General features: G+C 67.6%; 19 protein-coding genes. 10 read left to right on the top strand and 9 right to left on the bottom strand.

The genetic code is table 11. The annotated features are described in order from the left end of the window. The first annotated feature begins 2 nt into the window (after positions 1–2). The 4 genes from V7778_RS08960 (at position 3) to V7778_RS08945 (ending at position 4,852) form a co-directional block, all read left to right on the top strand. A complete protein-coding gene (locus V7778_RS08960) occupies positions 3–2,381 on the top strand; it encodes an aldehyde dehydrogenase family protein (protein WP_442920712.1) in 2,379 nt (792 codons plus the stop codon). 165 nt (positions 2,382–2,546) lie between these two features. Continuing rightward, a complete protein-coding gene (gene deoA, locus V7778_RS08955; protein WP_335554091.1) occupies positions 2,547–3,869 on the top strand; it encodes a thymidine phosphorylase in 1,323 nt (440 codons plus the stop codon). Positions 3,870–3,879: 10 nt separating this feature from the next. Next, positions 3,880–4,284 (top strand): cytidine deaminase, encoded by a 405-nt coding sequence (locus tag V7778_RS08950; RefSeq protein WP_335554089.1) that lies wholly within the window; start codon positions 3,880–3,882, stop codon positions 4,282–4,284. Positions 4,285–4,372: 88 nt separating this feature from the next. Beyond that, positions 4,373–4,852 (top strand): VOC family protein, encoded by a 480-nt coding sequence (locus V7778_RS08945; RefSeq protein WP_335554086.1) that lies wholly within the window; start codon positions 4,373–4,375, stop codon positions 4,850–4,852. A 133-nt stretch (positions 4,853–4,985) separates the two neighbouring features. Here the strand turns inward: V7778_RS08945 and V7778_RS08940 are convergent, their stop codons facing one another. Beyond that, positions 4,986–5,531 (bottom strand): DUF2058 domain-containing protein, encoded by a 546-nt coding sequence (locus V7778_RS08940; RefSeq protein ID WP_335554083.1) that lies wholly within the window; start codon positions 5,529–5,531, stop codon positions 4,986–4,988. A 155-nt stretch (positions 5,532–5,686) separates the two neighbouring features. Here V7778_RS08940 and V7778_RS08935 point away from each other — a divergent pair, with 155 nt between their 5' ends. Beyond that, positions 5,687–6,349: a DUF2076 domain-containing protein gene (locus V7778_RS08935; protein WP_335554081.1), complete on the top strand. Its 663-nt coding sequence runs from the start codon at positions 5,687–5,689 to the stop codon at positions 6,347–6,349. 25 nt (positions 6,350–6,374) lie between these two features. Here the strand turns inward: V7778_RS08935 and V7778_RS08930 are convergent, their stop codons facing one another. From V7778_RS08930 to V7778_RS08905, 6 genes are all read right to left on the bottom strand, one after another. Then, the gene (locus tag V7778_RS08930) at positions 6,375–6,869 is read right to left on the bottom strand and encodes a hypothetical protein (RefSeq protein ID WP_335554078.1); all 495 of its coding nucleotides are present in this window, start codon (positions 6,867–6,869) and stop codon (positions 6,375–6,377) included. 91 nt (positions 6,870–6,960) lie between these two features. Next, positions 6,961–7,740 carry a LytR/AlgR family response regulator transcription factor gene (locus V7778_RS08925; RefSeq protein WP_335554075.1) on the bottom strand — a complete coding sequence of 260 codons (780 nt, stop codon included), beginning with the start codon at positions 7,738–7,740 and terminating at the stop codon, positions 6,961–6,963. 8 nt (positions 7,741–7,748) lie between these two features. After that, positions 7,749–8,639 carry a sensor histidine kinase gene (locus V7778_RS08920; protein WP_335554072.1) on the bottom strand — a complete coding sequence of 297 codons (891 nt, stop codon included), beginning with the start codon at positions 8,637–8,639 and terminating at the stop codon, positions 7,749–7,751. A 3-nt stretch (positions 8,640–8,642) separates the two neighbouring features. Next, positions 8,643–8,909: a hypothetical protein gene (locus V7778_RS08915; RefSeq protein WP_335554069.1), complete on the bottom strand. Its 267-nt coding sequence runs from the start codon at positions 8,907–8,909 to the stop codon at positions 8,643–8,645. Between the two features lie 150 nt (positions 8,910–9,059). After that, on the bottom strand, positions 9,060–9,668 hold the full coding sequence (locus V7778_RS08910) for a TonB family protein (RefSeq protein ID WP_335554066.1): 609 nt from the start codon (positions 9,666–9,668) through the stop codon (positions 9,060–9,062). Then, entirely contained in the window at positions 9,665–10,240 is a 576-nt protein-coding gene (locus tag V7778_RS08905; protein WP_335554064.1) for a GNAT family N-acetyltransferase, read from the bottom strand. The genes V7778_RS08910 and V7778_RS08905 overlap by 4 nt, the downstream gene beginning before the upstream one ends. Before the next feature lie 228 nt (positions 10,241–10,468). Here V7778_RS08905 and V7778_RS08900 point away from each other — a divergent pair, with 228 nt between their 5' ends. The 3 genes from V7778_RS08900 to V7778_RS08890 all read left to right on the top strand — a co-directional run bounded on the left by V7778_RS08900 (position 10,469) and on the right by V7778_RS08890 (position 14,395). Next, entirely contained in the window at positions 10,469–11,785 is a 1,317-nt protein-coding gene (locus tag V7778_RS08900; RefSeq protein ID WP_335554061.1) for an aspartate aminotransferase family protein, read from the top strand. 15 nt (positions 11,786–11,800) lie between these two features. Beyond that, positions 11,801–13,300 (top strand): CoA-acylating methylmalonate-semialdehyde dehydrogenase, encoded by a 1,500-nt coding sequence (locus tag V7778_RS08895; protein WP_335554058.1) that lies wholly within the window; start codon positions 11,801–11,803, stop codon positions 13,298–13,300. A gap of 105 nt (positions 13,301–13,405) precedes the next feature. After that, positions 13,406–14,395 (top strand): FAD-dependent oxidoreductase, encoded by a 990-nt coding sequence (locus V7778_RS08890; protein WP_335554054.1) that lies wholly within the window; start codon positions 13,406–13,408, stop codon positions 14,393–14,395. Between the two features lie 42 nt (positions 14,396–14,437). Here V7778_RS08890 and V7778_RS08885 read toward each other — a convergent pair whose 3' ends face one another. After that, entirely contained in the window at positions 14,438–15,334 is an 897-nt protein-coding gene (locus V7778_RS08885) for a LysR family transcriptional regulator (RefSeq protein ID WP_335554051.1), read from the bottom strand. Positions 15,335–15,430: 96 nt separating this feature from the next. Here V7778_RS08885 and V7778_RS08880 point away from each other — a divergent pair, with 96 nt between their 5' ends. Continuing rightward, positions 15,431–16,072, top strand: coding sequence for a hypothetical protein (locus V7778_RS08880; RefSeq protein WP_335554048.1), 642 nt, complete (start codon positions 15,431–15,433; stop codon positions 16,070–16,072). Positions 16,073–16,201: 129 nt separating this feature from the next. Next, entirely contained in the window at positions 16,202–16,873 is a 672-nt protein-coding gene (locus V7778_RS08875) for a VPLPA-CTERM sorting domain-containing protein (RefSeq protein WP_335554044.1), read from the top strand. A gap of 476 nt (positions 16,874–17,349) precedes the next feature. On the opposite strand, the gene V7778_RS08870 is transcribed toward V7778_RS08875, so the two are convergent. Next, on the bottom strand, positions 17,350–17,772 hold the full coding sequence (locus V7778_RS08870) for an HIT family protein (protein ID WP_335554041.1): 423 nt from the start codon (positions 17,770–17,772) through the stop codon (positions 17,350–17,352).

Below are 17,772 nucleotides of genomic sequence, written 5' to 3'. Positions count from 1 at the left end.
TCATGCCAACAATTAAAGAGATTCTTCAGACCATGGACTACGGCCCCGCACCAGAAAGCACCAAGGAAGCGATTGCGTGGCTGGACCAGCATGGACGCCGTTTCGGACTGTTCATCGACAACGCCTGGACCGAGGCCGCCGAGACCTTCGCTACCAACAACCCGGCCGACGGCAACGAGCTGGCGCAAGTGACCCAGGCGACCCAGGCGGACGTCGAGCGCGCCGTGGAAGCCGCGCGCCGCGCCCAGCCGGGCTGGGTGGCCCTGGGCGGCCATGGCCGCGCCAGGATCATGTACGCGCTGGCGCGCCTGCTGCAGAAGCACTCGCGCCTGTTCGCGGTGCTCGAGACCCTGGACAACGGCAAGACCATCCGCGAAACCCGCGATGCCGACCTGCCGCTGGCCGCGCGCCACTTCTACCACCATGCAGGCTGGGCCCAGCTGCAATCCGAAGAATTCGCGGACTACCGCGCCGTGGGCGTGGTCGGCCAGATCGTGCCGTGGAACTTCCCGCTGCTGATGCTGGCATGGAAGATCGCTCCGGCCCTGGCCGCCGGTAACACCGTGGTGTTCAAGCCGGCCGAGTACACGCCGCTCACCGCGCTGCTGTTCGCCGAGATCTGCCAGCGCGCCGGCGTGCCGGCGGGCGTCGTGAATATCGTCACCGGCGACGGCCGCGTGGGCGAAGCCATCGTGAATCATCCGGGCATCGACAAGCTGGCCTTCACCGGCTCGACCGAAGTCGGCCGCCTGATCCGCAAGGCCACCGCGGGCAGCGGCAAGAAGCTGTCGCTGGAACTGGGCGGCAAGTCGCCCTTCATCGTGTTCGACGACGCGGACCTCGACGCCGCCGTCGAAGGCCTGGTCGATTCGATCTGGTTCAACCAGGGCCAGGTCTGCTGCGCCGGGTCGCGCCTGCTGGTGCAGGAATCGGTCTACGACAAGTTCATCGCCAAGGTGAAGCTGCGCATGCAGAACCTGCGCGTCGGCTCGCCGCTGGACAAGTCCAACGACATCGGCGCGCTGGTGGACCCGGTCCAGCAGCAGCGCATCCACGGCCTGGTGGAATCGGCCCGTGCGGAAGGTTGCGAAGTGTGGCAGCCGGCCTGCGAAGCCCCGGCGACCGGCTCGTGGTACCTGCCGACCCTGATCACCGGCGCCTCGACCTCGGCCGCCGTGGCCCAGGCCGAGATCTTCGGCCCGGTGCTGGTGGCGATGAGCTTCCGTACTCCGGGGGAAGCGGTCCAGCTGGCCAACAACACCGTGTACGGCCTGGCCGCCTGCGTGTGGTCGGAATCGATCTCGCTGGCGCTGGACGTGGCGCCGCAGATCAAGGCCGGCGTGGTGTGGATCAACACCGCCAACCAGTTCGACGCCGCGTGCGGCTTCGGCGGCTACAAGGAATCGGGCTATGGCCGCGAAGGCGGCAAGGAAGGCATGTACGAGTACCTGACCCCGCTGTCGGAAGATGCGCGTCCAAGCGCTCCGCTGGCCGTGGAAAAGGGCAAGCTCAAGCCGGCCGACAACGACAGCCCCTTCGCCGTCGACCGCACCGCCAAGCTCTACATCGGCGGCAAGCAGGCTAGACCCGACGGCGCCTACAGCCGCGCCATCCACGGCGCGAATGGCGCCTTCCTGGCCGACGTGGGCGAGGGCAACCGCAAGGACATCCGCAACGCGGTGGAAGCGGCGCACAAGGCGGCCGGCTGGTCCAAGGCCACCGCGCACAACCGCGCGCAGGTGCTGTACTACATCGCCGAGAACCTGGCGGTCCGCGCCGACGAATTCGCGGCCCGCATCGCGGCGCAGACCGGCAGCCGGAACGCCGAGCGCGAAGTGCAGGCCTCGATCGAGCGCCTGTTCACCTGGGCGGCGTGGTGCGACAAGTACGACGGCGCGGCCCACCAGCCGCCGATGCACGGCATCACCGTTGCACTGAACGAGCCGGTCGGCGTGATCGGCATCATCTGCCCGAACGAGAACCCGCTGCTGGGCTTCATCTCGCTGGTCGCCCCGGCGCTGGCGCTGGGCAACCGCGTGATCGCGGTGCCGTCGGAAGCCTCGCCGCTGTCGGCCACCGACCTGTATCAGGTACTTGACACCTCGGACCTGCCGGGCGGCGCGCTGAACATCGTCACCGGTTCGGCTTCCGAGCTGGCGCGCACTCTGGCCTCGCACGCCGACGTGGACGCCGTGTGGCGCCACGACGGCGATGCCGAAGGCTGCGCCGAAGTCGAGCGCCTGTCGGCCGATTCGCTCAAGCGCACCTGGACCGGCGGCGGCAAGGGCCGCGACTGGTTCGACGCCAGGCAGGCGGCCGGCCGCGCGGTGCTGCAGCACGCGACGCAGGTCAAGAACGTGTGGATTCCGTACGGCGTGTGATCGACGGCGCTAAACACTACCCGAAACCTTAAGACCGTCATTCCCGCGCAGGCGGGAACCCAAGTTCGATGTTCAGCCGCAAAGATAAGCAGCCGACCAGCAAGCAAACTTGGGTTCCCGCCTTCGCGGGAATGACGTTTACAAGCTAATACTGAAGGAAACATCATGTTTCTCCCCCAAGAAATCGTCCGCAAAAAACGCGACGGCGGCATCCTGAGCGCCGAGGAAATCCAGTTCTTCGTGCGCGGCATCCCTGACGGCAGCGTCACCGAAGGCCAGATCGCCGCCCTGGCGATGGCCGTCTACTTCAACGACATGAGCATGGACGAGCGCGTCGCCTTCACCCTGGCGATGCGCGATTCCGGCCAGGTCATGGAATGGAAATCCCTGAACCTTCCAGGCCCGGTGGTCGACAAGCACTCCACCGGCGGCGTCGGCGACGTGGTCTCGCTGATGCTGGGTCCGATGATCGCCGCCTGCGGCGGCTACGTGCCGATGATCTCGGGCCGCGGCCTGGGCCACACCGGCGGCACCCTCGACAAATTCGATTCCATCCCCGGCTACAGCACCGTGCCGGACCCCGACAAATTCCGCCAGGTCGTCAAGGACGTGGGCGTGGCCATCATCGGCCAGACCGCCCAGCTGGCGCCGGCCGACAAGCGCTTCTACAGCATCCGCGACACCACGGCGACCGTGGAATCGGTGGCCATGATCACCGGCTCGATCCTGTCCAAGAAGCTGGCCGCGGGCCTGGACGCCCTGGTCATGGACGTCAAGGTGGGCAGCGGCGCCTTCATGCCGAGCTACGACAAATCGGTGGAGCTGGCCGAGAGCATCGTCCACGTCGGCAACGGCGCGGGCACCCGCACCTCGGCCATCCTGACCGGCATGAACGAATCGCTCTGCCACGCCGCCGGCAACGCCGTCGAAGTGCGCGTCGCGATCGATTACCTCACCGGTAAATCGCGCCCGGCGCGCCTGCACGAAGTGACCATGGCGCTGTGCGCCGAGATGCTGGTCATTTCCCGCATCGCCGCCACCGAAGAGGAAGCCCGCGCCAAGCTGCAGGCGGCCCTGGATTCGGGCGAAGCCGCCGAGCGCTTCGCGCGCATGGTGAGCGCCCTGGGCGGCCCGGCCGACCTGATGGACAAGCCGGACGCGCACCTGGAAAGCGCGCCGGTCATCGTCCCGGTACCGGCCCTGCAGGCCGGCTACGCCGTTGCCGCCGATACCCGCGGCCTGGGCTTGAGCGTGGTCGCCCTGGGCGGCGGCCGCGTGCGTCCGCAGGATGCGATCGACTTCGCCGTCGGCCTGACGAAGCTGGTGGAACTGGGCGACCGGATCGACGTGGGCCAGCCGCTGGCCATGGTCCACGCACGGTCCAGCGAAGCCGCCGAGCAGGCGGTGCGCCAGGTGCAGGCGGCCTACCGGATCGGCGCGGAGAAGCCTGCCGCGGAGCCGATGATCTACCGCACCATCCGTCCGTAAGCGAGCCAACATGAAATACGCAAAACTGATCGACGAAGCGCGCGCCGCGCGCGAGCTGGCCTACACCCCGTACTCGAAGTTCCAGGTCGGGGCCGCGCTGGAATGCAAGGATGGCCGCATCTTCCGCGGCTGCAACGTCGAGAACGCCTCCTATGGCCTGACCAACTGCGCCGAGCGCACCGCGTTCTTCAGCGCCATCGCCCACGGCTACAAGCCGGGCGACTTCGCGGCCCTGGCCGTGATCGGCCAGACCGACGGCCCCATCGCTCCCTGCGGCGCCTGCCGCCAGGTGGTGCTGGAGCTGGGCGGCAATGCGCTGCCCGTGGTGCTCACCAACCTCAAGGGCGACGTGTTCGAGACCACCGCCGCCGAGCAGCTCCCGAACGCCTTCGGCGGCTGGGACCTGAACCCCTAGGACGCGGTGCCCGGCTCCCTTGCTTCCGGTTGAAGACCGGCCGCGCTTCCTAAGGTAAGCTATCCGGCCAAACACAAGGGAGCCTGCCATGATCAGCAAAAATACGGTCTGTCTCTGGTTCAACAAGGACGCCCAGGAAGCCGCGGAGTTCTACGCGAGCATCTTTCCCGATACCGCTGTGACGGCGGTGCACCGCGCGCCGGGTGACTATCCCGCCGGCAAGGAAGGCGAGGTGCTGACGGTGGAATTCACGGTGATGGGCATTCCCTGCCTGGGCCTGAACGGCGGCGACGGCTTCAAGCACAACGAAGCGTTTTCCTTCCAGGTGGCGACCGAAGACCAGGCGGAAACCGACCGCCTGTGGAATGCGATCGTCGGCAACGGCGGGCAGGCGAGCGCCTGCGGCTGGTGCAAGGACAGGTGGGGCATCTCGTGGCAGATCACCCCGCGCGTGCTGAGCGAGGCGATCACCGATCCCGACCGGGCGGCGGCCAAGCGCGCCTTCGAAGCGATGATGGAGATGGGGAAAATCGACGTCGCGAAAATCGAGGCGGCCCGGCGCGGCTGAGCGCGCCGGCCTATATAGCGCGCCTGACAAAACCTTCAGGGCAAGGGATGCGGCCCGCCGACGCGGAGTCGAAGACAGTACGACTGTACGGCGAGACGACGCAACGCAGCCATGGAGGTTTTGATAGGCGGGCTTACCACATCAGGTCGTCGGGGATCTTGTAGGCTGCGTAAGGATCGTCCTCGTCGGCCTGCTGGCTGGCCTTCTTGACCTGCACCACCAGCGAGGCGTCGCGTTCCGCGATCTTCTCGGCGATCACGCGCGGCACCAGCTCGAAGCTGCCATTGATGCCGACGATCACCAGGCGCCCCGCGACCAGGTGCTCCTGCACCTGCGGCGACACGTAGAAGCGCTCGATCCGGGTGCCGAAGGTGAAGTTGTAGGGCACGTCGTCCTTGCCGTTCTTCGTCTTCGGCTGCTTGTTCTGTTGCACCATTTGCACGATCTGGGCCATGATGGCCTTCTGCGTGGCGGCGGCGTCGCGCTGGGCGTTCAGCTCGCGCGCGCGCTCGGCGTTCTTGCGCTGCGTTTCCAGCGCCGCCTCGCGCGATTCGTTCACCGCCTCGACGCCGGTGCGGCGTTCGATCTTCTGCTGCTTGCTCTTGTCCTGGTTGACCTGCTTGACCTTCTTCTTGTCGACCAGGCCCGCCTTCATTAACTGTTCGGCCAGCGAAACCATGTTGTTCTTCCCTAGTGTGAGTGCCAGGCCGCTAGCATAGCAAAGGCGCAGGGGGCTGAGGAAGCCCGGGCGTCCCAGGCACGGCGAGAACTTGATTTTGGCGCAAGGTACACCACATGGTTTCTTATCAACCGCTTTCGATGAGGAGCATCACCATGAGCCCATCCGATGCACAGTTGCTTCACGATTTCCTGGGCCAGCTGGTCCAGGCCCGCGGTATCCAGAAAGACCCGGAGGCGGACGCGCTGATCCAGCGCGCGGTCCAGCAGCAGCCCGACGCGGCCTACCTGCTGGTGCAGCGCGCCCTGCTGATGGAGCAGGCCCTGGACAGCGCCCGCGCCCGCATCGCGGCCCTGGAAAACCAGGCCCACAGCGCGCAGCAAAGCCGCGGCGGCGGCTTCCTCGACCAGGTGTGGGGACGCGGCCGCTCGCATTCCACGCATGCGCCCCAGCATTACCAGCACGCCCACGCGCCGTCCTACCAGCACGCCATTCCCGGCGCCATGGGTCGCGGCGGCGGCTTCCTGGGCACGATGGCGGCGACGGCGGCCGGCGTGGCCGCGGGCAGCTTCCTGTTCCATGGCCTGGACAACCTGTTCCACGACCACGATGGCGGCGGCCAGCATTTGCTGTCCGATAATGATCAGGGAAGTGGGCAGGGAGGCGGCCTGCTGGGCGACCAGTCCGGCAGTTCGCTGGCCGAGCAGGCCGGCCTGGGGGATGTCGGCGCCTCCTCGGAGGGCCTGCTGGACAGCAACGAGGACAGCCTGGGCGGCTTCTTCGACGGCGATGGCTCGGACGAGGGCCTGTTCGGCTAGGCAGCCCACGCGAGGCGCACAGGATTTACCTGGTTCGCCGCGCTGGCTGGATCGCGGGCGCGAGAAGGGCCAGCACGATCAAGGCGGTGAACAATCCCAAGGTCGGCAGCAGGATCAGGAACAGGCGGAAGAAATCCGGCGCCGACGGCGGTAGCACGTCGTCGATCCTGCCGGTGTCGCGGTCTACCCAGATCGGCACGACGTCGCCCACATGGTGACTGTGGAAGTACGCGGCGATCTGATCCAGCTCGCCGCCTGAACTGATTTCCTGGGCCTTCGTATGCGGGCCGTCCAGCGGCCGCACCGTCAGGACCAGGGTCCGCATGCGCGTATGCTGGCCGCCGACGCCGGTCTGCGTGAACCTGATGGCCTCGATCACGCCCCGGCGCTGCGCGAGCGCCTCATACGACGCGCTCTGCAAATGGTGGACATATGCGGCCCAGGCCGCGCTGTGTACGAGCGCGGCGAAGACGGCCCAGGCGCATGCCCGCTTTTCCAGTTCTTCGAACATCGCGAACATCGCGCCGCGCTCCCGTGATGGTTACTATGCGTGGGAGTGTAGGGCGGATATTGCCTGGGTGCAAGCTAGCCGATTCGCCAGCCCACGCTGCTTACATCTGCTGGAACAAATGGCTGTGATTGCGGCTGATTTCCAGTTCGTCCGGCCAGCCGCGCAGGCGCAGCATCTGGCGCCCGCGCAGGTCGCGCGTGACCTCGCTGATCGCATCGACGCGCACCAGGGTCGAGCGGTGGATGCGCCAGAACTCGTCCGGATCGAGCTCGTCCGCCAGTTCCTTGAGCGTCTTGCGGATCAGCAGTTCGGCGGTCGCGGTCTGGACCCGGGTGTACTTGTCCTCGGACTGGAAGAACAGCACCTCGCGGGTGCTGATCATGCGCAGGCTGCTGCCCACTTGGGCCTGGATCCAGCGCAGGTAGTTCGGCCGCGGCGCGCCGCTGTCGCGCAGCATGCCGCCCAGTTGCGCCAGGTGCGCCAGCTGGGCGCCGATGTCCTGCGGCGCGCGCGCCAGCCGCTTGCCGAGGCGGGCGCGGGTGGTCGCCAGGCGCTCGTGGGTCACGGGCTTGAGCAGGTAGTCGATCGCGCCCTGCTCGAAGGCGTCCACGGCGTATTCGTCGTAGGCGGTAACGAACACGATGTGGCAGTGGCTGTAGAGCTGGCGGGCGGCGTCGATGCCGCCCATGCCCGGCATGCGGATGTCGAGGAAGGCGATGTCCGGCTGCTGCACGCCGGCCATGGCCACCGCCTCCATGCCGTTGGCCGCTTCGGCGACGATGCGCAGTTCCGGCCAGGCTTCCTGCAGGCGCATGCGCAGCTGGTCGCGCATCGGCGCTTCGTCGTCGGCGATCAGGGCGGTCGGCGCTGCCTGGTTCATGGGAACCTTCATCCTTCCTCCGTCATGCGGTAGGGCAGGCGGATCGAGGCGCAGGCGCCGCCGCCCGGCGGGATTTCGATCACCAGCTCGGCCTGGGCGCCATACAGCAGGGCCAGGCGTTCGCGGATATTGGCCAGGCCCACGCCTTCGCCGGCATGCAGGTTCATGCCCACGCCGTCGTCGCAGACATCGACGTGCAGGATGGCGCCGACCACCTGGGCGCGCACCAGGATCGTGCCGCCCGCCACCTTCGGCTCCAGTCCATGCTTGATCGCATTCTCGATCAGGGTCTGCAGCATCATCGGCGGGAAGGGCGCGCTGCCGAGGAAATCGGGTACTTCCCAGCGCACCGCCAGCCGCTCCTTCATCCTGGCCTGCATGATGGCGAGGTAGGCGCGCGACAGCTCGACCTGCTTGCCCAGGGTGGCGCCGGTGCCGGCGCGCATCTGCGGCAGCGAGGAGCGCAGGTATTCGACCAGGTGGGCGTGCACCCGCGCCGCTTCCTTCGGATCGGTCTCGATCAGCTGGCCGATCAAGGCCAGGGTGTTGAACAGGAAGTGGGGCTCGACCTGGGCCTGCAGCGCCGCCATCTTGGCTTCCATCAGGCGCCGCTCCAGGGTGGCCACGTTGGCCTTGTCGGACGCCTCCTTGGCTACCAGCTCGGCGCGGCGCTTGCCGCCGGCCAGCACCTTGATGGCGAAGGAGATCAGGATGAACCAGGTGGCCGGCTCGCCCATGCGCAAGACAATGGCGAAGGCGACGACAAGGAACCAGATCAGATAGAGCTGGCGCCACTCGACCATGGCCAGCCAGTCGAAGAAGCGCCACCACAGGGCGCTGGCCTCGCTGACGGCGTCGCGCACGAAATCCAGGGCGCGGTTGATCTGGGTGGCTGCCATGGCTTACTCCACGTTGCGGTGTTCGACCGGATGCGGACGGCGGTCGAAGATCATGTTGGCCACGAACTTGAACACCAGGAAGGCGACGAACAGGGTCACGGCCAGCGGGATGATGGTCAGGATGCAGGCCAGCACGATGGCGGCGACCAGCAGGACCGGCCAGGATTGCGCGGCCAGGGTGCGGCTGCCCGCGTTGACGGCGCGGGTGAAGCTGCGGCCCATGAGCTTGACGTCGGTGACGAAGGACTGGAAGCGGGTGGTGGTTTTCATGCGTGCATTCCTTTCAGTGTGCGAATGGCTTCACTGTAGGTCCGCACCGGCATGATCACCAGCATCATCCGATGAAGTGCGTAATTCCTGGGTTTAACGGTCTGCTGGGCGGATAAGCGGACGGGCATTTTCCGGCCCGCCAGGAAAGACTTATTTCTCCAACAACTTGAGCGCTTCGCGCCGCATCACGTCCAGCATGCCGTCGCCGGGGTTGCGCGCGCAGGCGGCTACGGTGGCGTCGAGCACGGGTCCCATGCCGGGGAAGGAGCGGCCCTTGCCGTCGCGGTGCAGGGCGTAGATCAGCTTGCTGATCGATTCGACCATGACCGGCATGCCGCGGATGTCGCGTTCGGGGAAGACCGCGGCCTGGTAGGCGGCATCGACGTTGAAGTCGGCGCAGGTCTTGGCGGCGACGGTCGAGGCGTGGTCCTTGCGGAACAGGATTTTTACCAGGCCGCTGCGCGCGCCACTCACCGGGGTGGCGGCGTCGCTGCGTTCGGCGATGCGGGCGGCCAGGGTGTCGAGTTCCGCCGAGCGTGAAGAGGAGCGCACCAGCGTCGCGCGCCGGCCCTGTTCGTCGAGCGTGACTTCGACCAGGGCCTCGCCCTGCACGCCGCGGCGCGCCAGTTCGGCGGGATAGGCGCCGTCGGCCGGATAGATGACCAGCTCGCGCCACACTGGCACCGTGGCCTGGGCCGCGGCCGATTGCTGGGCGCCCAGCAGGGCCAGCGACAGGCTCAGGACTGCCTTGCTTTTCATGCCGCGCCTCCATTCGCCACGCGCTCTTCCCAGTAGCTGCGCAGCAGTCCGTAGAACACCGTGTCGGCATATTCCCCGTGCACCAGCCAGCGCTGCGGCATGTAGCCTTCCTTGCGGAAGCCCAGCTTTTCCAGCACCTTGCCCGAGGCGGCGTTGCGTGGGTCGATGTCGGCCTCGATCCGGTTCAGCTTGGCGGCGCGGAAGCCATGGTCCAGGGCGGCCCCGATGGCTTCGCTCGCATAACCCTTGCCCCAGTGGGCGCTGGCCAGGGCGTAGCCCAGTTCGCAGCGGTTGTTCTGGTTGAAGAAGTGGTGCAGGTTGACGGTGCCGATCATCTCGCCCGTCTCCGCCAGCTCGATCGCGAAGCGGATGTCGGTCTCGTCACGGTAGGCTTCCATGGCGCGCGCGATCGCCGTGTCGGCGAAGGAGATGTCGGTCCAGGGCTCGGCGCTCCAGTAGCGCACCACGGCGGGATCGGAAAAAACGGCGAACAGCGCGGGCGCATCCTGGTGGGTCAGGGGGCGCAGCACCAGGCGCGCGGTGGTGAGGACGGGAGTGGAATAGGTCGACATGTCTTGTTCTTGTCAATGTTTTAACCGCAAGCATACCATTCCTTGCGCGAAAAGTTGGCGATGCGGACATGCTGATGCGTAACAACATGCTATCGATATCAACGATTGACACTAATCAATATGGACGTGTTCCGATTGCAAGGATGGCTATTATTGTTCACACTTTATCATTCCCCCTCGCGCAGCGATCACCTCACCGGTCAGCGCGGGGATGCCAAGGAGAAGTGCATGAACGAGTCCAGGCCCAGCTCGATGGCGTCCTTCTGGATGCCTTTTACGAATAACCGCGACTACAAGTCCGACCCGCGTCTGCTGGTCTCGGCCGAAGGCATGTATTACCGCGACGTGGACGGCAGGCGCATCCTGGACGGCACCGCCGGGCTCTGGTGCGTTCCCTGCGGCCATGCCCAGCCCCTGATCACCGAGGCGATCGCCACGATGGCGGGCCAGCTCGACTTCGCCCCGACTTTCCAGATGGGCCACCCGGCCGCCTTCGACCTGGCCGAGGATTTGATGGCCTTCAGCGGCCACAAGTTCGGCCACGTGTTCTACACCTGCTCCGGCTCCGAAGCGGTCGACACCGCCCTCAAGATGGCGCTGGCCTACCACAAGGCGCGCGGGGAGGGCGGGCGCACCCGCCTGATCGGACGCGAGCGTGGCTACCATGGCGTCGGCTTCGGCGGCCTGACGGTGGGCGGCATCGGCCCCAACCGCAAGCAGTTCGGCCCGCTGCTGCCGGGCGCCGACCACTTGCCGCATACCCACAACCTGCTCAAGAACGCCTTCTCGCGCGGCGAGCCTGACTTCGGCGCGGAACTCGCCGACGAGCTGGAACGCCTGGTGGCCCTGCACGACGCCTCGACCATCGCCGCCGTGATCATCGAGCCGGTGTCAGGCTCCACCGGCGTGCTGGTGCCGCCGAAAGGCTACCTGAAGCGCCTGCGCGAAATCTGCGACAAATACGGCATCCTGCTGATCTTCGACGAAGTCATCACCGGCTTCGGGCGCCTCGGCACACCGTTCGCGGCGGACTACTTCGGCGTCGAGCCGGACCTGATGACGACCGCCAAGGGCATTACCAACGGCGCGGTGCCGATGGGCGCGGTGTTCTCCAAACGCCACATCCACGACGCCTTCATGGACGCCCCGGCCGGCATCGAGCTGTTCCACGGCTATACCTATTCGGGCCACCCGCTGGCCTGCGCCGCGGCCCAGGCCACCCTGCGCGTGTTCCGCGAACAGGGTGTCATGGAAAACGCGCGCCACATTCAGCCCTATTTCGAGGATGCCCTGCATTCGCTGCGCGGCCTGCCCCACGTGATCGACCTGCGTTCGATCGGCATCGTGGCCGGCATCGAGCTCGAACCCATCGCCGGCAAGCCGGGCGCGCGCGGCTACAGCGCGCTGAAAAAAGCCTTCGCGGACGGCATCCTGATCCGCACCACGGGCGACATCATCGCGCTGTCGCCGCCCCTGATCCTGGAACGCCAGCACGTCGACGAACTGTTCGGCAAGCTGGCCACCCTTTTGAACAACCTGGACTAGAACGACGAGCGCAGCATGAACGACACCCTGATCACCCACTATATCGGCGGCCAAGCAGTGGCGCGCCCTGGCGCCCGTACTGCGGAGGTCTTCAACCCGGCTCGCGGCGAGGCCTGCGCGCGCGTGGCGCTGGCCGACGCCGGGGACGTGGACGCGGCGGTGGCCGCGGCGGCCGCGGCCTTTCCCGAATGGGCCGCCACGCCGCCGCTGGCGCGGGCGCGCGTGCTGCTGAATTACCTGCAGCTGTGCCGCGCGCATGCCGACGAATTCGCGGCCCTGGTCACGCGCGAGCATGGCAAGACCTTCGCCGACGCCAGGGGCGAGGTCGCGCGCGGCATCGAGGTGGTCGAGTTCGCGGTCGGCATCCCGCAGCTGCTCAAGGGCGAGTTCAGCGACCAGGTGGCGCGCGGCATCGACGCCTGGTCGATGCGCCAGCCGCTGGGCGTGGTGGCCGGCATCACGCCCTTCAACTTCCCCGTGATGGTGCCGATGTGGATGTTCCCGGTGGCGATCGCCTGCGGCAATACCTTCGTCCTCAAGCCGTCCGAGCGCGACCCGTCGGCCTCGCTGCTGCACGCGCGCCTCTTGAAGCAAGCTGGCCTGCCGGACGGCGTGTTCAACGTGGTGCAAGGCGACAAGGCGGCGGTCGACGCGCTGCTCGACCATCCGCACGTCGAGGCCATCAGCTTCGTCGGCTCGACCCCGATCGCGGAAACCATCTATGCCCGCGGTTCGGCAAACGGCAAGCGCGTCCAGGCCCTGGGCGGCGCCAAGAACCACATGGTGGTCATGCCGGACGCCGACATGGACATGGCGGTGGACGCCCTGATCGGCGCGGCCTACGGCTCGGCGGGCGAGCGCTGCATGGCGATCTCGGTGGCGGTGGCGGTGGGCGAGGCGGGCGAGCGCCTGGTGGCCGCGCTGGCCGAGCGCACCGCCGCGCTCAAGATCGGCGACGGCATGCAGGAAGGCGCCGAGATGGGGCCAGTGATCACGCGCGCCGCCAAGGAACGGATCGAGCGCCTGATCGGCCAGGGTGTGGAGCAGGGCGCGACCCTGGTGGTGGACGGGCGCGGGCACCAGGTGGCCGGCTGCGAGAACGGCTTTTTTGTGGGCGGCACCCTGTTCGACCACGTCCAGCCCCACATGACGATCTACCAGGAAGAGATCTTCGGCCCGGTGCTGTGCGTGGTGCGCCTGCCCGACGTGGGCAGCGCCGTCCAACTCATCAACGCCAACGAATACGGCAACGGCGTCGCCATCTTCACCCGCGACGGCGGCGTGGCGCGCGAGTTCGTGCGCAAGATCGAGGTGGGCATGGTGGGCGTGAACGTGCCGCTGCCGGTGCCGATGGCCTTCAACAGCTTCGGCGGCTGGAAGCGCAGCCTGTTCGGCGACCACCACGCCTATGGCCCGGAAGGCGTGCGCTTCTACACCCGCCACAAGGCCGTGATGCAGCGCTGGCCGGACAGCGCAAGTGCTGGCCCGGAATTTGCATTCCCCCAGATGACCTAGACGGGAAGGATGTTCCGTCGGCGCCGCACTCTGCCCAAGGGTGCGAACCGGCTGCTCCAGCGGAGGCGGCCGGATGTCCCAACTACAACTATAAGAGAGTGGCAGATGATGGAATCAGCAGAAACGGCGCTCGCGCCGGCAGCGCAGACATTGACGGTGAGAGCGCCCGCGCCTTTCACCGGCAAGAAGATCGCGGTCGTCGGCGCCGGGCCGGCCGGCATGGCCTGCGCCCACCGCCTGGCGATGCTGGGCAATGGCGTGACCGTGTACGAAGCGCGTTCGCACGAACGCATGCAGGCGGCGCCCCTGCTCATGCTCGAGGAGGAGGGCGCGCAGCAGGAACTCGAGCGCCTGACGGCCCTGGGCCGGGTCCGCATCGAGCATGGTTGCAAGCTGGGCGAGCAGGTCGACCTGGCGGCGCTGCACCTGTCGCACGACGCCGTGTTCCTCGGCGTGGGACTGGCTGCGGGACGCGTGCTGTCCCTGACCGGCGACGACGCTCCCGGCCTGCTCGACGCCGGCCGGCACCTGGCGGCGGTGCATTGCACTGAAGACCTGCTGGCCTTGCCGGTGCCGCACCGCGCGATCGTGATCGGCGCGGCGCGCGGCGCGGTGGACATGGCCGCCCGCCTCAAGCGCCTTGGCGCGCACGACGTCACCCTGGTCTACCGCCATGGCCTGGAGGCGGACGGCTACGAGGAGCAGACCGCGCGCGCCAGCTACGTGCGCCTGCGCGCCTGGGCCTCGCCGCTGGAAGTGCTGCGCGACGAGCGCGGCAGCGTGCAGGGGGTGCGTTTCGAGCAGACCCGCCTGCGCGACGGCCGCCTGGTCGACACCGGCGGCTTTACCGAGATCGCGGCCCACGCCGTGTTCAAGGCCGTGGGCCGGGCCGGCGGCGAGCACTTCCAGCGCGACGAAGCCGCCAGCAGGCTCTCGCACGAGGGCGACCGCGTGCGCGTCGACCCCTGCCTGCGCACCGCGCTGCCCGGCATCTATGCCGGCGGCGATTGCGTGGCGCCGGGGCAGGGCATCGCCATGGCCCTGCGCCACGGCGCCCTGGCCGCGCAGACGATCCACGCCGACCTGCAATCCTGATGCCTTGACAGGGCGTGGCGACCGCCGCCATCGTCTACAGCCTCATGATACGGCCCCACCGAGGCTGGTCGCGACGCTGCGCAGCCATTGCGGCGCGCGCGCCGGGTTCCACACCAGGCGCAGCCGCTCGACCGAGGAAAAGCCCAGGTTCGCCACCTTGATGCCGACCAGGCCGTATTCCTGGGCGGCGAAGGCGGGCAGGTAGGCCAGCGCCCTGCCGGCGCGCACCAGGCCGAGCAGCACCTGGAGGTCGTCGGCCCAGTAGCGGATCGTGCGCGGCAGCAGGTCGTCGCGCCAGCCGTCGGAGCGGCTGCCGCGCGCCTGGCCGCAGAACAGGGAGCGCGCCGGCGAAGCGAAGGGATGGGCCAGCACTTCCTTGAGGTCCACCGGCTTGCGCCGCTTGCCGGCCAGCGGATGGCTGCTGGCCGCGATCACGCCCAGCGCCAGCTCGCCAAGCGCCGTCGCTTCCCACTGGGGCGACCAGTGCGGGCTGTCCAGGGCCTCGTCCGTCACCAGCGCCGCCTGCAGCTCGCCGCGCGCCAGCGCCGCCAGGGCGTCGCCTTCGAACAGGGGCTGCAAGTGCAGGCGGGCGCCGGGGTAGGGCTGCAAGGCTTCGGCGATGCCGCCGCCATGGCGCCACAGCAGCACGGCGGGACCGCCGATGCGGCAATCCATGGCCGCGCGTTCGCCCTGCAGGTCGATGCGCGCCTGTTCCGCCAGGTCGAGCAGGACCCGGGCGCGCGCCAGCAGCATGGTCCCGCTTTCGTTCAAGACCAGCTGGCGCGTGCTGCGGTCGAACAGCGCTAGGCCGAGGTCTTCCTCCAGGCGCTTGAGGGCCTTGGACACGGCGGAAGGCGTCAAGTGCAGCTCCGCGGCGGCCGCATGCAGCGAGTCGTGGCGCGCGACGACGGTGAAGACGCGCAGGTCGGGCAGGTTCATGTTTCCAGTTGGGACACAAGAGATGAAAATTGGTTGCTTCTAAGGAAATGATTTCCGGCGTACTATGCCCGACTTTCGATCCAGGAACAAGCCACCATGAATCCATTCCGACGCGCGCTGCTGCTGCTTGGCTGCGCCATCTCCACCGGGGCGCTGGCCCACGACCCAAGCTACGGCTCGCACGGCATGGCCCTGTTCGGCGACAAGGACGGCCTGTACGCCTCGCACCTGCCGCTGTTCCGGGCGCCCCACGACGTCCAGGCCGTGCTGCAGGTGCGCCTGGCCGACGCCACGCTCGACCGCGCGCTGCGTGCGCGCATGCAGGATACGACGGCCTTGTGGACCATCGATCCCGAGCATTTCGAGCTGTCGCGCCTGGCGCCCGGCAGCGCCGCGCCGCTGCGCGGCTTTGGCGCCGACATCTACAACGGCCATTTCGAACGCGGCGGCCAGCGCATGTATGCGGGCGCCCGCTTGATCGTCGAGAAGGTGGTGCTGTACCGGCGCCTTGACCCGGCCATGCGGGAAGCCGCCGAGGCCCATTACCTGCCGGTCGGGAAGTACCTGGTCAAGCGCCTGGACAGCAGGCCCGACTACGACCATATCGTGAAGCTGGCCGCGCCGGCGGCGGCGCCCGTCACGATCCGCAAGCAAGGTTTGGGGAATCCGGAGGCTGCGCTCGGCCGGGTGGCGCCGGTACTCGGCAGCGTCTATGTCGAGACCGGCGACTTGCGTTGACGCGCCGGTCCAACACGCCTGACCCGGATTGCATGAAAAGGGCGTTAACTTAAGGAAAAGTAAGTTTTCTTTTTGACACGGGATCAGCGCGGCCATACATTACGTTTTTTTCAATGAGTATGTACAGCAATGAAACTTCTTCCTGCCTTGGCCCTGGTCCTCGCTTCCGCTTCGGCGCAAGCGACGGTGATCACCTATAACTTCTCCGGCGTCTTCGAGGCCCCGGTGCGCGCGTCCTTCGGCGGCGCAACGTCGCCGGAACCCGTGTTCCTGGATCTCGTCAAGGCGGGCGAGCAGTTCTCCGGCTCCTTCAGCTTCGACACCGACGCGGTCGCCACGTCCTACCCCGGCGCGCCCTTCCGCTGGGCGACCTATGCCGCGCAGGAATTCAAGCTGCAAGGCTCGGCGGCATTGAGTGCGGCCGTGCCGTCCTGGGGTGTGGGCAGCATCCAGGTCACCGACGACAATGATCCATGGGAGAGCGGCAATCCTGTCGACGAGCTGATCGCCAGCGCCGGGGCCGCGCCGGACGGCCAGCACAACCTGTCCTTCGTGCTGCGCATGGACCCGGGCAGCAGCAGCGCCTTCCACGACTACCGCGTGCCACCCGGCTTCAACGACTTCACCAGCGCCACGCTGGCGTTCTACCTCTACCACTCCGAGGCATGGGTGTATGACCATGTCAGTGCCCAGGTAACGGTCACCCTGGACGGCGCCCCGGCCAAGGTGCCGGAACCGGCCACCGGCCTGCTGCTGCTGGCGGGCCTCGGCGGCCTCGCCATGCTGCGCCGGCGGCGCTAAGGCTTACTGTCGCTGTCGCCTCACACGTACCGCCTGGTCGGCTTGTGAGGCGCATCCGGCGATGCCTGAACGGTTTCCGCTGCGCGTTTCCCGGTCCCGTACTAGCCTGCAGTCCTCACCGACAAACAGGAGGGGATCGAATGAACGACAGGACCATCAGCGCGCTCAGCGCCTGCATCACCTACGGCGTGTTCACTAGCGCCAGTCTCGCCCTGGTCGGGCTGGGGCTGGTGTCGCATCCCTTGCTGGCCATACCGCTGTTGAAGTGGCCGATCCTCCTGCAGCTGCTTGTCGCCGACGCCGCGGGCCTGACGCCGCTCGTGGACTCGTTGGCGGCGACGACCCATTGGACCATCTACTACGCGATCCTCGCTGTCCCGATGGCCTGCTTGCTCTATCCGCTCGGCTGGTGGATCGAAGTGCTCGACGAGCAGACCAGGGACGTGATCCTTGCACCCAGGCCGGCGCTCAAGGCTTCAAGCCGGCAGGGCGGCCGCAATCCGCGCCGCCAGCGCGCGCAGCTGGTCTGGGTCCGCCTGCTCCGCCGCGTGCGGCCTGAGCGGCGCCGCCTCCGTGCGCGGAACGATGTGGAAGTGCAGGTGCGGTACGGTCTGGCCGGCAGCGCGGCCGTTGAACTGGGCGATCATGACGCCCGGCGGCTGCAGCGCGGTCTTGACCGCCGTCGCCACCTTCCTGGCGGTGCGGATACACGCCTCGGCGCTTTCTTCGGATAGGTCGAAGATCTCGGCCGCGCCTTCCTTCGGCAGCACCAGCACATGGCCTTCGGCCTGCGGCATGATGTCCATCATCGCCAAGGTCATGTCGTCTTCGTAGACCTTCACGCAGGGCAGTTCGCCGCGCAGGATCCTGGCGAAGGGGTTCTGGGAATCGTAGCTCAT

The organism is Massilia sp. DD77, assembly GCF_036961685.1.
Classification (GTDB): domain Bacteria; phylum Pseudomonadota; class Gammaproteobacteria; order Burkholderiales; family Burkholderiaceae_D; genus Telluria.
Note: the sequence above shows the minus strand (reverse complement) of the source record. Positions and strands in the feature narration are given on the sequence as shown.

Bases quoted from the DNA above. Each gene is read 5' to 3' on its own strand.
- V7778_RS08960 (WP_442920712.1), top strand. From the start codon at position 3: ATGCCAACAATTAAAGAGATTCTTCAGACCATGGACTACGGCCCCGCA.
- deoA (WP_335554091.1), top strand. From the start codon at position 2,547: ATGTTTCTCCCCCAAGAAATCGTCCGCAAAAAACGCGACGGCGGCATC.
- V7778_RS08950 (WP_335554089.1), top strand. From the start codon at position 3,880: ATGAAATACGCAAAACTGATCGACGAAGCGCGCGCCGCGCGCGAGCTG.
- V7778_RS08945 (WP_335554086.1), top strand. From the start codon at position 4,373: ATGATCAGCAAAAATACGGTCTGTCTCTGGTTCAACAAGGACGCCCAG.
- V7778_RS08940 (WP_335554083.1), bottom strand. From the start codon at position 5,531: ATGGTTTCGCTGGCCGAACAGTTAATGAAGGCGGGCCTGGTCGACAAG.
- V7778_RS08935 (WP_335554081.1), top strand. From the start codon at position 5,687: ATGAGCCCATCCGATGCACAGTTGCTTCACGATTTCCTGGGCCAGCTG.
- V7778_RS08930 (WP_335554078.1), bottom strand. From the start codon at position 6,869: ATGTTCGCGATGTTCGAAGAACTGGAAAAGCGGGCATGCGCCTGGGCC.
- V7778_RS08925 (WP_335554075.1), bottom strand. From the start codon at position 7,740: ATGAACCAGGCAGCGCCGACCGCCCTGATCGCCGACGACGAAGCGCCG.
- V7778_RS08920 (WP_335554072.1), bottom strand. From the start codon at position 8,639: ATGGCAGCCACCCAGATCAACCGCGCCCTGGATTTCGTGCGCGACGCC.
- V7778_RS08915 (WP_335554069.1), bottom strand. From the start codon at position 8,909: ATGAAAACCACCACCCGCTTCCAGTCCTTCGTCACCGACGTCAAGCTC.
- V7778_RS08910 (WP_335554066.1), bottom strand. From the start codon at position 9,668: ATGAAAAGCAAGGCAGTCCTGAGCCTGTCGCTGGCCCTGCTGGGCGCC.
- V7778_RS08905 (WP_335554064.1), bottom strand. From the start codon at position 10,240: ATGTCGACCTATTCCACTCCCGTCCTCACCACCGCGCGCCTGGTGCTG.
- V7778_RS08900 (WP_335554061.1), top strand. From the start codon at position 10,469: ATGAACGAGTCCAGGCCCAGCTCGATGGCGTCCTTCTGGATGCCTTTT.
- V7778_RS08895 (WP_335554058.1), top strand. From the start codon at position 11,801: ATGAACGACACCCTGATCACCCACTATATCGGCGGCCAAGCAGTGGCG.
- V7778_RS08890 (WP_335554054.1), top strand. From the start codon at position 13,406: ATGATGGAATCAGCAGAAACGGCGCTCGCGCCGGCAGCGCAGACATTG.
- V7778_RS08885 (WP_335554051.1), bottom strand. From the start codon at position 15,334: ATGAACCTGCCCGACCTGCGCGTCTTCACCGTCGTCGCGCGCCACGAC.
- V7778_RS08880 (WP_335554048.1), top strand. From the start codon at position 15,431: ATGAATCCATTCCGACGCGCGCTGCTGCTGCTTGGCTGCGCCATCTCC.
- V7778_RS08875 (WP_335554044.1), top strand. From the start codon at position 16,202: ATGAAACTTCTTCCTGCCTTGGCCCTGGTCCTCGCTTCCGCTTCGGCG.
- V7778_RS08870 (WP_335554041.1), bottom strand. From the start codon at position 17,772: ATGAGCTACGATTCCCAGAACCCCTTCGCCAGGATCCTGCGCGGCGAA.